The organism is Oribacterium sp. FC2011 (genome assembly GCF_000701645.1).
Classification (GTDB): Bacteria; Bacillota; Clostridia; order Lachnospirales; family Lachnospiraceae; genus Oribacterium.
The window spans coordinates 255,394-271,768 of sequence record NZ_JNJM01000003.1 but is presented as its reverse complement, the minus strand read 5'-3'; the positions used below and the strand labels follow the sequence as shown (position 1 = coordinate 271,768).

The window sequence follows — 16,375 nt, the reverse complement described above, 5'->3', positions numbered from 1 at the left end:
GCTTCAAATATATGGACACAGCGTATCCTTGCTGTTGATCTTGGGATGAACCACGCTGCAACCGCGTCTGTAATGCAGTCAGATGGCACGGTCCTTGGAAGGGAATCATTATCTCTTTCAAGAGAATACGACTGTCTTTGGACTGCTGTTAACAGGCTTAAAGGGATGCAACAGCGTGGTAATCGCAAGTGTCCGCACCAGTGGGCTGTCATCAAGGGCATCAACAAAGATATCTCTGTTAAAACAGCTCAATGGATTGTGGATAAAGCTGTTCTGTACGGATGCGATACTATCGTGTTTGAGCATCTTGATCTCGGGCGTAAAGGTTCCGGTTCCAAAAAACAGAAGATTGCTCTCTGGAAATCCCGTTATGTGCAGGCAGTCGTGGCAAATAAAGCTCATCGCAATCTTATAAGGATCAGCCACATCAATGCCTGGGGAACTTCCCGACTGGCATTCGATGGCTCCGGATATGTAGAGCGACGTAACAGGATGACTACCGATCCCATGCTTAAGAGCTACTCCATGTGTAAATTCAGTTCGGGCAAGTATTATAACTGTGACCTTAATGCAACATATAATATTGGATCAAGATACTTTGTCCGTGAGATCTTAAAATCCCTGACCGTGAGTGAAGGGTTGGCACTGCAGGCAAAAGTCCCTGCGGCTGCCAAGAGAAGCCAATGCACCTTATCTACGTTAATTAGTCTTAATGCGGAATTATGCAACCTGAGTGTCGCGTGATCTCTGAGTTTAGACTGTATAGTAGAAAGGAATTCTGTCTCCCTAAAGGAGACAATATAAAAGATTCTCGGGAAAATCCAGAAACTCTTTTGTGTTAAATTTGGAAGCACGCGACTTTAGTCGTGTGAGGCTTCACTAAAACGGACTTTTTTTGAAAATGTCCGCATAATGTCTGCAAAATGTCCGCTTGCTGTCTGTTTTCAGGCGTTTTTGAGTGTATTATATTTACAATGGACAAAGAAATGAGGAAAACAAAAACACTTCACCTCCGAGTCCATTTCTTTTGCAAAAGAATAAAGGCATATTGAGCGTCAGCTCATGAGAATTAAAACTCATGGGTCTGGCACTTTTCTTATGTCAGTAACCAGCCAGCGGATGACGATCCAAGGTGGCTTATGGTGAGTCCATGAAGAATGTATGCAGGATAATCACAAAGTTCTGCCCTGAGAAATCTGTTCAGGAGATTCAAAATTTTATATACATATTCTTCCCATTTATGTTTGGAATATATCCTTACACCTCGGTAACGGATAAACAGAGGGGGGCCATGAAAGAGGCAAATGTGGACTATGTATATCAGTCCATTTTTGAGATAACAAATAACTGTCTGCTAAAGCTTTTATAAAGTATGGCAAAAGGGAGAGGTGATTGAGACCTCTGCAATGCATAATGCCTATCAGGCAGGGCTTTCGGTTTAAGGAGGTTAGCTTCGATGAAAAAAGCTTTTGCTTTTACAATGATAGTATTTATTATGACATCACTTTTGGCTGGTTGTGGCAATAAGAATCAGGTACAGAGTGGTACTGAACTGACTGCAAAAGAAGATAGCCAAGCTCCTGTTGCAGAAGAGGAAAGAAATGAGATATCGTCTGAGGAGTCTGATCTGGAAACAGAAAGTGCAGCAGAACTCCCGGTTGTATTTTTTACAAAGGATATAACCGCGGAAGGACTTGTAAGGATATACGAGCAGCTTGATTGGCAGCCAACCGGCAATGTAGCAGTGAAGATATCTACCGGAGAACCACCGGCCAGCAATTATTTAAGACCGGAACTGATTGGTAATCTTGTACAGCAGCTTGACGGAACAATAGTGGAGTGCAATACCGCATATGGCGGTTCGCGGTCAAGCTCCGCCATGCACAGGCAGGTGGCAGAGGATCACGGCTTTACCGTTATTGCTGACTTCGACCTGATGGATGAAGAGGGTGAGGTGGAATGGCCCATGTCCGGAGGAAGCCGACTTGACAAGATCATTGTGGGAAGTCATGCGGAAAACTATACGGACTGGGTAATACTTTCTCATTTTAAAGGACATGCCATGGCAGGATTCGGTGGTGCGATAAAAAATGTTGGTATAGGCATATCCTCACCTAGCGGTAAAGTGTATGTCCATACAGCAGGTACCAAAACAAGCGGAAGTATATGGTACAGCGATCAGGATGCATGGTTGGAAGCTCTTGCAGAGATGGTCAAAGGTTTTAACGATCATGTAGGAAGCGAGCATATCGTTTATATCAATGTGATGAACAGACTCTCTGTTGATTGCGATTGTGACGGGAACCCTGCTGAACCTGATATCCATGATATAGGCATTCTTGCAAGTTATGATCCTGTTGCCCTTGATCAGGCATGTGTTGATTTAATATATGAAGCAGAAGGGAATGAGGCTCTTGTAAACAGAATGGAATCCCTTCACGGCATTCATACACTTGAGCATGCAGAAGAAATCGGATTGGGAAGCCGTGGCTATGAATTGGTAAATATAGATGAATGACATTATTGCGTTGATTCAAAGAGAATTTATTTATGTATGGTACTATTTTGAAATCCAACTGCGTCAGATTTTCATGTATTGGATCATTGGCATGGCGATTGGATCACTTATATCCGTGTTTGCCAAGGATAAAATTCATGGAGCTTTTGCAAGACTTCAGGGAAAGAAACTGGGACTTTTAGGGATAATCCCTGCCTGCATTCTTGGAATCCTGTCGCCTCTGTGTATGTATGGAACGATCCCGATTGCTGCGTCGTTTCGTAAACAAGGGATGAGAGAAGATTGGCTGGCAGCATTTATGATGGCATCGATTCTTTTAAATCCACAGCTGATCATATACAGTGCAGCTCTTGGTATGACTGTTCTTGCGATACGTATTGTCACCTGCTTTTTATGCGGATGTGCCGCCGGAATTCTGATGTTTATATTCTATCGGGACAAAGAATATTTTAATTTTGAAGGTTTTGAAGAGCGTGCAAATCATGATACACACCCAAATCTGCTGATAAGATATCTGCTGAACTTCTTAAGGAATATAAAGGCTACCGGATTATATTTTTTTATAGGAATTCTGCTGTCGGCATTGTTTCAGCGATATATCCCACAGAATGTGATGGTGAATATGTTTGGCGGAAATAAGGCATGGGGCGTTCTGATGGCAGCCACTATAGGTGTGCCGCTGTATGCGTGTGGCGGAGGTACGATTCCGTTATTACAAAGTTGGCTACTGGATGGAATGAGTCTGGGAAGTGCCTCCGCATTTATGATCACAGGACCGGCTACCAAGATAACTAATCTTGGAGCCTTAAAGATTTCCATGGGATGGAAGCATTTCGCATTATACATTGTGTTTATTATGCTTTTCTCGTTTTTCTCAGGTATGATTGTGAATTCTATTTTTTGAATAATGATAGACAGGAGGACTATATGTTGGAGAAATATATCATTAAGAACATATTCTACGCGGAAGGTTATGGGATCATGACCTATTTCTGGGATTATTGTTCTATATGACATGTTTTATAGGTTAGAATATCCTCTTGACCTGGGAGGAGTACTGACATTGGATCTATTTTCAACATACTCAAATGGTGATCCGTATGGAAACCAGAAGATATACATTGTGGATACAGAAACGAGGAAATATATAGAAGCATTGTAATTTAATTATGAAAGTTTATGAAAACTATATTGAATTATGAAGAATTATGAAAGTATAATGGATTATGAAGAATTATGAAAGGATGTCATGTTATGAAAAAGAATAATCCATTTACTCTTACTTTTGGAAAACAGCCAAATGAATATATATCCAGATATGAAAATACGGATATGATCTTAAGTACATTTGAGGCTGACAATCCAATCAGTCAGGCATATCTTATCGAAGGAATCAGAGGAAGTGGCAAGACTGTATTTATGACTTCAATAACAAATGAACTTGGGAAGGATAAGGATTGGATTGTAATAGACCTAAATTCAACGCAGGATCTTATCAATGACTGTGCTATGCGTTTGATCGATTCCTGCAAGAAAATCCCGAATTTCTTTAAACAGGGATTCAACATATCCATCGCAGGTTTTGGTATTGGTGTTAATGGAAATGATACTCCTCAGGATAACGTAAGCATCATAGATAATATACTTTCTTCATTAAAAAAGCATAATAAAAAAGTAATCATTACTATTGATGAAGTAATGCATGATGACAACATGCGTCACTTTGCGAGTCAGTTTCAAATTTTTGTTAGAAAAGATTATCCGGTTTTCCTGTTAATGACAGGATTATATGAAAATATCTATGCAATCCAGAACGACCCGGCTCTTACTTTTTTGCTTAGAACCCCGAAAATAACATTAGAACCACTAAGCTTGCATCAAATAACGAAACAGTATGCAGATATTTTTCAGATTGATGAAGACAATGCCAAGAACCTTGCACGGATAACTAAGGGATATGCTTTTGCATTCCAAGCGCTAGGTCTTCTATATTATGAATATAGAGATGAAATGGAGTTAAGAGAAATTCTCCTCAAGCTTGATGATATGCTTGATGATTTTGTATACAAAAAAATATTGTCCTCATTATCAAAGCAGGATAGAACAGTCATTCTTGCAATAAAAAAGGATGAGACCAAAGTCAGTGAAATATGTAAGAAGGCAGGCATGACATCTGCTGTTTTCTCAAGATACCGTGATAGACTGATAAAAAGAGGTATAATCATATCTTCGGGACATGGTTATATTTCTTTGCTACTTCCTCGATTTGAGATTGTTGCTAAAACTTATGAATAAGGTCTCCCAAACAAGGAAATAAAACTAGAAATGCCTAAGAATATTAAGAAATAGCGGCCGCTTCCTTTTTTTGTTAATTGGATTAAAACAGAAATACTACGAAATGTCTGCATAATGTCTGCAAAATGTTTTGCGTGGGCAGATTTATCCTGATGTTTCTGCTTGCCATGCTATAATGTCTGAAGGAAAACAGTTGTCGAAAGCAATAGATAGAATCATTGAAAAGAAAGGCCTGCGGGAAAGCCGCAGGCCTTTTTTAACATCATCCTTCGATGAGTATCTGTTTCTTTTCGGGAAGCCTCTCTTTGTCCTTCTTAGGAAGGATGAGATTCAAAACACCATGCTTGAAGCTTGCCTTGATATCTTCCTCGGTGATGTTCTCACCGACATAGAAGCTTCTCTGCATTGATCCGGAGTAACGCTCCTGTCTGATAAGTTTGCCCTTCTTATCCTTTTCGTCCTGATCCAGACCTTTGTTTGCACTGACAATGAGATATCCATTGTTCAGCTCCAGACTGATCTCTTCTTTCTTGAAGCCGGGCAGGTCAATATCTACTTCGTAGTGATCGTCATGCTCATGAACATCGGTCTTCATCATCCTGTCGGCATGTCTGCCATACAGCTTTCTTTCGGTTCTGTCCAGATCTCTGAAATCCGGGAATGCGAACCAGTCGTCAAATAAATCTTCTCCAAAAATACTAGGTCTTAACATAATGCTTACCTCCTTTTCACTCAATACTGTTAATAGATACTGAGCAAGGGGAAGGAGGGATTAGATCATTGGAACATCCCGTTCTTTTGGTCTTCTCTGTTCCTCTGTTCGATTATGTTATAACACTCATATTAGCACTCGTCAAGTGTGAGTGCTAATAATGTTTGTGAAATATTTGTGAACTGTCTATGCCGTGTGAGCATGATTTTAAAGAATCTGCCGAGAAGTTGGAAAAATCTATTGGCAAGGCTGTAAAAGATGTTAGTATGATGTTTTCGTGGAATTAAATATTTTTTGTGCTTAAGGAACATGATAATATTATCTAAAATGATGTGACAGACTAAGCAATAATCAACATACATAAAGAGGTGACATACTATGGCAGAAGCAGATAAAAAATTTCTTTTCGAAAAGGACAGAGTCTCACATGCGCTTATGGTTATGGCACTTCCGGCTATAGCAAGTCAGCTGATAACTTTAATATACAATCTGGCAGATACATGGTTTGTGGGACGGACCAATAATCCCTATATGGTGGCGGCATGTTCGCTGGTTCTTCCTGTGTTTATGCTCACCATAGTTGTTTCCAATGTCTTCGGAGTAGGTGGTGGAACTCTCATAGCGAGACTTATAGGCGCAGGAGAGGATGAAGAGGCATCAAGAGTATCAGAAACATGTATGTGGATGGCCATCATCGCAGGAGCAGTTTTTTCAATCCTTTGCTTTTTTGTGATGACTCCATTTCTAACACTTCTGGGAGCAAGTGACAAAATAATCGGGTACGCCCGTCAGTATATGTTTTTTGTGGTGGTCCTCGGAGGAGTTCCGGTGGTTTTCAACAACACTGCATCGTCCATGCTCAGAAGTATCGGGCTTTCCTCAAAAGCTTCTTTTGGACTCAGTATGGGTGGTGTCTTAAACATTATCCTGGATCCCGTATTTATGTTTATGATTCTTCCGGACGGCAAACAGGTCATGGGTGCTGCCATAGCCACCATGCTCAGCAATATTGTGGCGTCCATATATTTTATGGTCACCTATCTCAAGGCGTGTAATAATACCATACTCAGATTCCGCCCGACAGGAAAACACCTTACGGCAAAGTCATTTGCCTCCATATTTGATGTGGGAATACCTGCGGCAGTAGGACTCCTGCTGTTTGATCTGTGCAACATCGTTATAAACCGTTTGTCAGCCTCTTACGGAGACATCGAGCTGGCTGCCATAGGCATCGTACTTAAAGCGGAGCGTCTGCCTCTGAATATAGGCATTGGCATCTGCCTCGGGATGGTACCGCTTATAGCATACTCATACTCATCAGGCGACATAGAACGTATGGATGAAATCTTCAGATTCGCACGGATAGTTGGACTTCTGATAGGAATCACCAGTGTTCTGATGTACTACATTATGGCACCTGTTATAATGCAGTCTTTCATCCATAATCCGGAAACAGTCCATTACGGAACGCTGTTTCTCAGGGCAAGATGCATCGCAACTCCTCTGATGTTCCTGTGCTTTTCCATGTTTCATTTTACCCAGGCCATCGGACGGGGCAAAGAATCCTTTTTTCTTGCAGTCATACGCCAGATGGTTTTCAACATTCCTATACTGTTTTTGTTTAATGCCTTGTTCGGAGTAATGGGCATAGTATGGACTCAGGCGGTTGCGGATTTTTTTGTGGTTATCGTTTCATATGTCCTGTATGCCAGGATAAGGAAACAGGAGGGATGGAAGCCGGCAATGTAGGGATGGTGATCCATTTAGTCCATTATAATGAGGAGTACTTTCCATTTTGCAACAAGCGAGGATCATCATATATCATAGACAGTTATGAAGCTCAAGCCTGTAAACTCCAAACGACAATATTTTAAAACAGAGTAAGTACCAGATTATTTAAGCCCATGGCCGGAATGTATTTCACATCCGTGGCAAGTCCCACGATTATCCTGATTCCAAGGCCCTTGGTGGGATCCTCAGGATGATTCTTTTCATACCACTCCACGGGATCAAAGGGTCTTCCGTTGTCCCTGAAACGTATAATAAGGTTATCATTTCTGTTAATGACCCTGACGTCCACATTTATGGGCTTACCGCTGTCTGAACCGTGGGTCAGTATATTTATGATGTTCTCCTCCAGGAAAAGAGCTGTCATGTTGGCATCTCTCTTTTTCATATTTCTCTTAAGGCAGAACTCCCTGGCCTGTTCCGAAACAGCAGATACCTGGTCCATACTGCCAACGGAAGCCTCAAAAAGTTCATCCTCCCTGGGAGTTATTCCCTCAGGCATAAGGACCATGTCCTCCGCCTTTAAGGAGAATCGTTTGTTTACCGCTGACGGAAGAAGGAGAGTGATAATTAGCATCAATACTCCGGATACTATAAAGCCCATTTCAAATCCACTTATACCGAATATATTTCCGAGAGCCAGGCAGCATACCACAGGCAAAATTCCTTCCCTCAGTGCCACTAAAAGATAGCTGTAGCCGTTTCTCATGATGGACTGATACACTCCCGAGAGTGTGTAGGAAAGTGCGAAAAAGAAATACTGAACTGCCATAAATCTTATAAACCTTGCGGCCTGCAGAAGCTCTTTTGTGGCTGATGGATCCAGAAAACCCCGGGCTACAAAGTTTGCCAGCAAAAGAAGTATCACCATTAAGACACCAAAGAGCCTTATGATTATCTTTTTTGAATACGTATAGGTCCTTACTATGGAATTGCCATCACCCTCTCCGAAAAGAAGACTGGTCAAAGAGGATGTGGTGTTAAACAGTCCAAGCCCCACGGCATTCATTATGGAAAAGAAGGAACAGGCTGCGGAAAGACCTGAGAGTTCCACCTCTGAGGCAATGGTCAGAAGAAAGGTATTGAAAAAAATAGACTTCAGGGCAAGGCTTCCCAGTGAGACCGCATGGGGGATTCCGCACAGAATAACTTCTTTTAGCTCACCCATATCCATCTTGGGAAACGAATAGCGCAGAACTCTCTCCTTCTTGGTGAAGTGGGACAGCACAACAAGGAGTCCTGCCACATTGCTGAGGGCTGTGGCAATAGCCATTCCAAACATTCCGCCGTAAAAAACAGCCACATTGAGATAATCAAAAAGAAAGTCACACAGAAGTGTGGCCAGCATGGAACCCATGGCCCTTTGTCTGTCATTATCAAGCATCATAAGCTCCGCCAGAGACATACTGATGCCCATGGGCAAAGCTGCAAAAGCAAATCCCCTAAGGTAATCTGCAGCCATCTGAATGATGTCTGGATCATCGGATCTTGCACCCAGAGTACTTGCGATAGCAGGCGAAAAGACAAAGAGAAGGCATGCAAGAACTACCATCAGAATAAAAAGAACAGTCATAACGAGACCGAATACCTGATTCACCTTATCCTTCTTTGCCATGCCCATATATCTGGTGCAGACCACAGCAAGGCCCGGGCCGAACAGTCCCCCCACCATATTTATAAGTATCGTCACGGGCTGCACAAGACCTGTTGCCGCCACCGCTTTACTTCCAAGAAACTGTCCCGTCATGATGGCATCTATCATCACACAGGCTATACCAAACAGCATACTGGTACCGGCTACTATCCATATTCCGATAAAAGTTTTTTTGATAAGCTGGTCGTTTGTATTCATTCCGCCACCCCTCGATAATTATTTTCTATATATTAATATACCATATCGCGTACATGATAATGATATAATAAGACAATGATAAAAAATACGTAGATCAGTTTTAGGGAGTACTATCGCAAATGAATTACTTTTTAAAAAGAGTCTCTGACATCACAAGCCGCTATCCCGACAGGATAGCAGCCATAGACGAAACCCGCACAATGACCTATGAGATGCTGGATCAGGAATCCGGCAGGGTCTATAACGCCTTAAAATCAGAGGGTATAGGCCCCGGCGATACAGTTCTTATCATCATGAAAAGAAATATCTCCTTCTTTCCATGCCTCTTAGGAGTTCTTAAGGCCGGCGCCTGCTTTGTGCCTTTAGAGAAAGGATATCCGGAACAAAGAGTCGAAAAGATAAAACAGGATTCCGGTTGCGCCAGGGTAATTGACGATGAAGTGTATGAGGAGATCCAAAACAGCTTCTCACCGCTCCAGGGTCAGGCAGATGCAGATCCCCATGATATGGCTTATCTCATCTACACCTCCGGCTCCACAGGAAATCCCAAGGGCGTCATCCATGAATATGGAAATCTTTCCCAAATGGCAGAATGCTATCCGGAGCAGGAAGATTATCCTCCGTTCAAAATAGCCTTTATTCCGCCCTTTTATTTTGTTGCCTCCGTCATTCTGCTTGGTGAATATCTGGTAAAAGGTCGTACCATATACCTTATCAGCAAGGACCTGGTAAGAAATCTGCCTGCACTCCTTGATTTCATCAAGGGTAACGGGATACAGGGCACATTTCTGTCCCCTTCCTATATGAGACTCTGCAATGTCGCAGATACCTGTCTGTCTCAGATAAGAGTAGGTTCAGAGCCTGCCAACGGGATCTGGTCGCCAAACACAGATATTACTATCCTCAACAGTTACTCCATGTCGGAAGCCGGATTTATCGTTTTGGAGCAGCCCTTGTTTCAGCCCTATGATCCTGCCCCTGTGGGTAAGCCCGTTCTCGACATCGACCTTCATCTGGTGGATGAAGACGGAAACCGCGTGGAAGGCCCCGGAACAGGAGAACTCTGCTTTAAGAACGAATATGTGAGAGGCTATCTCAATCTGCCGGAAAAGACAAAAGAGGTCTTCAGGGACGGCTACTACTACACCGGTGATTTGGCCAGGCGCGATGAAGAAGGTAGATTCTACATACTTGGAAGAAATGATGACATGATCAAGATCAACGGAAATCGAGTGGAACCCGCTGAGATTGAGAAAGTCATAAAAGACAATACAGGACTTTCACATGTTGTAGCCAAGGGCTTTTCCAATGATGGCAGGACCTTTGTGGTGGCATACTACATAAACAGTGAGGCAAAAGATAAAGGCCTTCTTAAGGACGGGAAGTTCACATTTAATACTTCAGATCTCTTAAAGGTTTTGCCTGAATATATGATCCCATCGTTCTTTGTGGGAATGGATGCCTTCCCCCTTAATCCAAACGGAAAGCTCTCAAGAAAAGATCTTTTGCCGCCGGAAACTTCAGACATGCCCCAAAGAGAATATATAGCCCCCGAAACCGACACCGAAAAGCTGATCTGTGATCTCTTTTCCCAGGTTCTGGGCATCAAAGAGGTGGGCGTAAACGATGACTTCTTCCTTTTGGGAGGAGATTCACTCACCGCCATAACCTTCGTGGAAAAATGCAGCAAAATAGGAATACAAATGGATTACAGGACTCTCTCGGAGTGCAGAGTTCCAAAAGAGCTTTCACTTAACTGGCATCAGAAAGAAGATGCCGGAAAAATGAAGCAGCTGGATGATGAGGCAAGAGAAAAAGTATGGCCGCAGCTGGAAGGTCAGATACTCCATGTGGACATGCAGAAGGTAGGTCCGGCATCACCCTTCTTAAATGTTCCCAGCCTATGGAAGCTTAAAAAGGATGTGGATCTTAACAGGCTTAAAAAAGCCATCGAGAAGGTCATTTCCCACCACCCCGTCCTGAATCTAAAGCTGTATGAGGAGAATGGCGGATACTATCAGAAATATGTAAAAGAATATGAAGAGCCGGTAAAGATCCTTGATATCACCGAAAAAGAGCTGGAGGATGTCAGGAAGATAAGGATAAATAAGCTAACAGATACAGATAAGCTCTACTGCTTCTATATCTATAGGACCACGGATGGAAATTACCTGTATTACAATATCCATCACTCCAATTGCGACGGCACATCTCTACAGATAATCAGAGATCAGATCTACCGCTGCTACATGGATGAAGCCTACGAGATACCGCCGGATTACTATTTCGAGATGGTACGGCGGCTCACCTTAAAGAAGCAGGACAAAGAAGCCTGTCAGAGTGCACTTAAGAAATATGAGGATATCATGGGAGACTCCTCATCCTGGCAGGGAAGAAAGATATTTCCAAAGCCTGATACCGATGGTCCTCCCGAAAAATCCGAATTGATAAAGGTTACGGATTTTGCCACCCTGGGGCCCGGAATAAACGACGCCTTCTTTATCACAGCAACCCTTCGTGCCATGGGAAAATACAACGGTACAGGCGAGGGTATGCTATGGGTTACCTCCAGTGAGAGAGACGATGAGATCAGGAAGAACACTGCAGGCTTTATCGCCCGCTTCCTTCCCTTATATCTCGGAAAAGAGAAGAACACTCAGGATATCATCAACAGGCAGATGGAATGTCTAAAGGCTTACCCGGAACTTGAAGATACTCTTTTCCCTATCAGTGACTTTTTTGACATGCTGCATTTCAATCATCTCGGAAGCCTTATGGAACAGGGAGAGATTGAAAACCTTACGGAAAAGAGCGAGGATCTGAGGATTTTTGACATAACACCGGGACTGTTGTCCCTGGTCATCACCGATCACCCTGATGATAACAAGGTTGACATGCTTCTTTACTACTCCACCAATCACTATAAAAAAGAGAGCATGGAGCGCTTTGTAAAACTGATTCTTGAAGAAGTCAAAAAATGGAAACGAGAATAAAGGAGAATAAATATGTTTACATTTGTTGAGTATGACAGCAACATCAATTACCGCGAACTTGACTGCACACCGGGTCTCTTTCACGAAGCGCTGAAATATGTTCTTCGAGGCGAAAGTCGCTTTCACGTTCACAACGAAGGTGCAGCTGATTTTGATATGTGCTATGACGACAATGACTGGTATACCAAAGCTGATCCTGCCTGCCCTGACAGCGATTTTTACAAGAGCGAACTGTTCTTTCCTCCGTATTATTTCTATGACGAGACAGATCTTGAAAAGATAAATATGTACATCCTGGATGGCTTTCAGGAGGTCTTCTTCGAAGAGGCCAATGAATACAGCCTTGTCCTGGCAGACCTTATCCTGAAGCACACAAATCTTCAGGTAACCTTCAGGGACCGCAAGGTAACTCTTTTCCCATGGCTTAAGGATAAGGTAGTGCTGTGCTTTATCCCTGAGAAGGAAAAGTCAATATATGTCCAAAAGAGCTTTTACCCCGTCTATAATACACCGGACAGATTCTGTTCTCTGGGCCTGTTCCACAGCATGTTCATTTTGCAGTGGATCACAGATCTTCCTAAAAAAGACCTCAAATATGTAGAGCTCACCATCAGAAAGACCGAGGGCATCGGAAGTGTATTAAACACTTATCTCAAAGCTCAGGAAGCCCTTGAAAAAATGGGAATTAAGATATATATAGCTCCCGGCAGCACCCGCTACACCGATAAACTTCTGACCACGTATTTTAAGATTGATGAAAAGCCTGAAGATGCAGATGAGACCAACACCGCCTTCGTCAAGTGCTTTAACTGCTTTGCCCTGAATAATTTCACGCAGCGAAATACAAGATGTATAAGCCTGGATGTTATAAAGCCGGCCCTTTTAAATGATATGAAGGAATATGCCGACCTGCTTCTTGGAAACAAAAAGACCCTGGGCGTATTACTCAGGGGAACGGATTTTATCATTGCCAATTTTGAAGACTCTTTCCACCCCAGCGACATCGACAGATGCATCAGTCTCATAGCTGAGCGTATGGAAAAATATAATTACGACAGGATTTTTGTGGCCACAGAGGATGATTATTACCTCAGCAAGATGCTAAAGGCATTTCCTCACAAGGTTATCACCGTCTCTCAGGAGCGCCACAAAGTCGAAGACTTTAAGAACCTTAAATATATCTCCGATCTTGAAAAAGAAACTCATTCCGAAGAAGCATATCAGGCATCCATAGAGGACACCACGGTAAATTACATCTATGCCATGTATATGCTCTCCAGGTGCGAGAGTTTCCTGGCCAACTGCATGTGCAATGGTGTGTGGATAGCCGAAGCCTTCAATGAGGGCAAGTTCATCCACAAGGATATTGTAAGCATGATGGACGATACTCAGAGCTAAAATACCTTACTGAACAAAAAGTGCCACCAGCGGTATGGTAAATACCGAGATCACCGTAAATAGAAATCGAAGATAGTATACAGCAAAATGAAAAAGAAGAGGTATTCCACAAGGATCATGGAAAAGGTTTTATTACCAAGTATACAGACAAAAATGTGTATGTTGATTTTGATGGGAAACAGCTGATATTTCCATATCCGGAGGCATTTGATAAGGAATACCTGACAAACAAATAATTATTGGTAAGAACTTAATATATTGAAATAAAAGAAAACCGGTACAACTACCGGCTTTCTTTATATACTATGTTAATTTTATTGATAATAGTAACTCTTGATCATTACTGATAGAAGAGAGGTTGCATATTTTATTCCCTAATCATAGTTGTATATGTGTCATAACCACCATCACCTTCAGAGTGAATATAAATAACAAATGAATTATCTGTGATATTGCTTATAGAAGAGATAGTGAAATCCAACTCGTCAGGATACCATATTTTTCCATTGATTCTTTCAGTATGATCAATGTTTTTTACTGAATAAGAACCATCAGAATTCCGAGTAAACGTTCCTTTCATTTTTAATGCATCTATTTCCGGGTACTCTCGGGTTGTGGTCCAATTATAGTATTCAAAATTCAATTTATCTGTTGTTCCGGAAAGAACAATGTATTCATCTTTGTCTTCTCCGAAATAGTTAGTCCCTGATTCATAGCCACTGCCCGAACGATATATGGTGTAGTTTGTATAACTGGATTTTTGATAGTATTTTCCCGGCTGAAGTGATCCGGAACCTATGGCGTTTGAAGCAATCTGTTTTATTTGAACAATGCCGTTTTCTGTCCATGCTCCGTCAGAATTAACTTCATATCCATCAACAATTGTATTTGTGAGAAGATATCCACCGGCATCAAAGTAATAGCACTCAGCGTTGCCATCATTATTTCCATCGATCCACTGCCATTGAGATGTGGTGTACGATCCATCATCGTTCAAGTAAAACCATCCGTTGGAATTCTTCCCCCAATTGCCTGCTAAAGATGATATACCAATGGTGAAAGCAATATCTAATGTAGAGACAAGTACTTTTGATATTTTCATTTTAACGCCTCCGTTAATGATTTATGGATAAAGTAGGAGTAATATCTCAACCTATAGTTTCATAGATCATATCCATGAATCCGCTGAAATTATCATCATAATGAAGTTGTGTAATCCTGCTTTCCTAGCTTGACGGCTATATTTAAAAGTTTGTACGGAATTTATCAATTCATATCAAGATTTTACCACATATTTAAAAAGTAATATACGGAAATAGGGATAATGATTTAACCTAAGGGAACACACCATCAGTCCCTCAAGGCCCTATATGGTCTAAAATTAGACAATATGAAAAACTGTTGAGTTGTGATATGCTTCTAACGTCCATGAGACATCTAACGATTAATCCTAGAAATTCTTTTCAGAAAGATCATTCCCGATTATACAAATTTTATTATCAGCTTTGCGCAGAACTGATATATAATCAAGGCGAGAGGTTCATATCTTTCTCGCTGTACTTTAGGAGCAGATATGGAACAATTTACAGGATTGGGGAAAGTCATAGTGGCTACAGACCCCGATAAGATCCGGCTGGATATGACGGTAAAAAATATCCTTGCATATAAACCATTGCTTGCGAGGATTTTCAAGGAAGTTGTATCTGAGTGCCGGGATATGAATTATGACGAGATTGAAGCCTGTATAGAAGGTGATGTTCTCGTCAGTAAGGTTTATGTTGACAGTGGGCTCACCAATGCAGGTGAACGTATAGACGGACTGAATACAGAAGCATATTTGAACGAGGAAGGTCTGGACAGATACGATATACGTACGTATCTCAGGCTGCCTGGCAAAGGAGATTCAGAGTATATAAAGCTCATCATAAACCTTGAAGCCCAGAATGAAGATAAACCCGGATATGATTTACCGCTGAGGGCATTATTCTACTGCTGCCGTATGATCTCGGCACAGCAGGGAGTTGAGTTTACTACAGATAGTGACGATCCCGTGAAGTATGGGAATATCAAAAAGGTATACTCTATCTGGCTTTGCACCGGAGCTGCTCAGACCAGAGCAAATTCAATTGAGGTTTATAAAATTGACAGAAGTTTTTTGTTTGGTAGTAATTCAGATGATCCTAAGTATGATATTCTCAATGCGATCATCATCTATATCAGTAAAAACCATGACCACGAGAATGCCGAGAATGAAATGATTCGGATGCTTACGGATCTGTTTGATAAACGGATCAATGGAGCCGAAAAGGTTATGAAACTAAAGTCAGTTTATGGTCTTAAAATAACAAGAGAAGTTGAAAGTGAGGTGAAAGGTTTGTGTACTTATGCAGATGCTATTGAGAATGAAGCGCTATTGAAAGGATTAAAGGCTTTAGTTCATAGTCTAAAGGTATATGTAAGCGATTTTGATGAGTTGTATACTGTTGTTACAAAAAACGAAGAATATGAAAAGGTTTCAAGAGAAACTGTAATGAAGTATTACAATGAGACTACTGTAAACTCTTAGTTTATTGAATCTGGTACTTTGATTTGAATTATTTTTTTACCCGGTTCCAATATTCAGGTACCCGCATCGAGAACTATCCCGGTGTGGGTACATTTTGTTTATTTATAATGTGAAAGAAAGTAAAGGATGCACATTCTTTTCTATGGACTTTGAATCTGGATAGTTTTAAATCAAGCTCAAAGAGTATCCTGGATAAAGAAACAGAAACCGTAGATAGTATTCCGGAAAATGAAAACGACGTGGTGTTCCATAA

The 16,375-nt window shown here is 41.6% G+C and carries 11 protein-coding genes and 1 pseudogene; 9 read left to right on the top strand and 3 right to left on the bottom strand.

Annotated features, from left to right (window positions below; all coding sequences use genetic code 11):
* From T357_RS21675 to T357_RS0104000, 5 genes and pseudogenes are all read left to right on the top strand, one after another.
* A pseudogene (locus T357_RS21675) lies at positions 1 to 744 on the top strand (IS200/IS605 family accessory protein TnpB-related protein); the annotation flags it as partial.
* 388 nt (positions 745 to 1,132) lie between these two features.
* The gene (locus T357_RS0104020) at positions 1,133 to 1,369 is read left to right on the top strand and encodes a hypothetical protein (protein WP_155991215.1); all 237 of its coding nucleotides are present in this window, start codon (positions 1,133 to 1,135) and stop codon (positions 1,367 to 1,369) included.
* A gap of 87 nt (positions 1,370 to 1,456) precedes the next feature.
* The gene (locus T357_RS0104015) at positions 1,457 to 2,518 is read left to right on the top strand and encodes a DUF362 domain-containing protein (RefSeq protein ID WP_031548967.1); all 1,062 of its coding nucleotides are present in this window, start codon (positions 1,457 to 1,459) and stop codon (positions 2,516 to 2,518) included.
* Entirely contained in the window at positions 2,511 to 3,422 is a 912-nt protein-coding gene (locus T357_RS0104010; protein WP_330373080.1) for a permease, read from the top strand. Before T357_RS0104015 ends, T357_RS0104010 begins: the two co-directional genes overlap by 8 nt.
* A gap of 350 nt (positions 3,423 to 3,772) precedes the next feature.
* Positions 3,773 to 4,813, top strand: a complete 1,041-nt coding sequence (locus tag T357_RS0104000) for an ATP-binding protein (RefSeq protein WP_031548962.1) — start codon at positions 3,773 to 3,775, stop codon at positions 4,811 to 4,813.
* A gap of 262 nt (positions 4,814 to 5,075) precedes the next feature.
* On the opposite strand, the gene T357_RS0103995 is transcribed toward T357_RS0104000, so the two are convergent.
* Complete coding sequence (locus T357_RS0103995) at positions 5,076 to 5,525, bottom strand: Hsp20/alpha crystallin family protein (RefSeq protein ID WP_031548959.1); 450 nt, start codon at positions 5,523 to 5,525, stop codon at positions 5,076 to 5,078.
* A gap of 378 nt (positions 5,526 to 5,903) precedes the next feature.
* Between T357_RS0103995 and T357_RS0103990 the strand changes: the two genes are divergently transcribed.
* Positions 5,904 to 7,274, top strand: a complete 1,371-nt coding sequence (locus tag T357_RS0103990; protein ID WP_044916009.1) for an MATE family efflux transporter — start codon at positions 5,904 to 5,906, stop codon at positions 7,272 to 7,274.
* A gap of 121 nt (positions 7,275 to 7,395) precedes the next feature.
* Here the strand turns inward: T357_RS0103990 and T357_RS0103985 are convergent, their stop codons facing one another.
* Positions 7,396 to 9,165 carry an MATE family efflux transporter gene (locus T357_RS0103985; RefSeq protein ID WP_031548954.1) on the bottom strand — a complete coding sequence of 590 codons (1,770 nt, stop codon included), beginning with the start codon at positions 9,163 to 9,165 and terminating at the stop codon, positions 7,396 to 7,398.
* Positions 9,166 to 9,284: 119 nt separating this feature from the next.
* Here T357_RS0103985 and T357_RS0103980 point away from each other — a divergent pair, with 119 nt between their 5' ends.
* Positions 9,285 to 12,158, top strand: coding sequence for a non-ribosomal peptide synthetase (locus T357_RS0103980; RefSeq protein ID WP_031548952.1), 2,874 nt, complete (start codon positions 9,285 to 9,287; stop codon positions 12,156 to 12,158).
* A 12-nt stretch (positions 12,159 to 12,170) separates the two neighbouring features.
* A complete protein-coding gene (locus T357_RS0103975; protein WP_031548949.1) occupies positions 12,171 to 13,556 on the top strand; it encodes an O-fucosyltransferase family protein in 1,386 nt (461 codons plus the stop codon).
* 367 nt (positions 13,557 to 13,923) lie between these two features.
* Here T357_RS0103975 and T357_RS19950 read toward each other — a convergent pair whose 3' ends face one another.
* Entirely contained in the window at positions 13,924 to 14,658 is a 735-nt protein-coding gene (locus tag T357_RS19950; RefSeq protein WP_049962252.1) for a hypothetical protein, read from the bottom strand.
* A 471-nt stretch (positions 14,659 to 15,129) separates the two neighbouring features.
* Between T357_RS19950 and T357_RS19945 the strand changes: the two genes are divergently transcribed.
* Positions 15,130 to 16,122 carry a hypothetical protein gene (locus tag T357_RS19945; RefSeq protein ID WP_049962251.1) on the top strand — a complete coding sequence of 331 codons (993 nt, stop codon included), beginning with the start codon at positions 15,130 to 15,132 and terminating at the stop codon, positions 16,120 to 16,122.
* Positions 16,123 to 16,375: the final 253 nt, after the last annotated feature.

Bases quoted from the DNA above. Each gene is read 5' to 3' on its own strand.
- T357_RS0104015 (WP_031548967.1), top strand. From the start codon at position 1,457: ATGAAAAAAGCTTTTGCTTTTACAATGATAGTATTTATTATGACATCA.
- T357_RS0104010 (WP_330373080.1), top strand. From the start codon at position 2,511: ATGAATGACATTATTGCGTTGATTCAAAGAGAATTTATTTATGTATGG.
- T357_RS0104000 (WP_031548962.1), top strand. From the start codon at position 3,773: ATGAAAAAGAATAATCCATTTACTCTTACTTTTGGAAAACAGCCAAAT.
- T357_RS0103995 (WP_031548959.1), bottom strand. From the start codon at position 5,525: ATGTTAAGACCTAGTATTTTTGGAGAAGATTTATTTGACGACTGGTTC.
- T357_RS0103990 (WP_044916009.1), top strand. From the start codon at position 5,904: ATGGCAGAAGCAGATAAAAAATTTCTTTTCGAAAAGGACAGAGTCTCA.
- T357_RS0103985 (WP_031548954.1), bottom strand. From the start codon at position 9,165: ATGAATACAAACGACCAGCTTATCAAAAAAACTTTTATCGGAATATGG.
- T357_RS0103980 (WP_031548952.1), top strand. From the start codon at position 9,285: ATGAATTACTTTTTAAAAAGAGTCTCTGACATCACAAGCCGCTATCCC.
- T357_RS0103975 (WP_031548949.1), top strand. From the start codon at position 12,171: ATGTTTACATTTGTTGAGTATGACAGCAACATCAATTACCGCGAACTT.
- T357_RS19950 (WP_049962252.1), bottom strand. From the start codon at position 14,658: ATGAAAATATCAAAAGTACTTGTCTCTACATTAGATATTGCTTTCACC.
- T357_RS19945 (WP_049962251.1), top strand. From the start codon at position 15,130: ATGGAACAATTTACAGGATTGGGGAAAGTCATAGTGGCTACAGACCCC.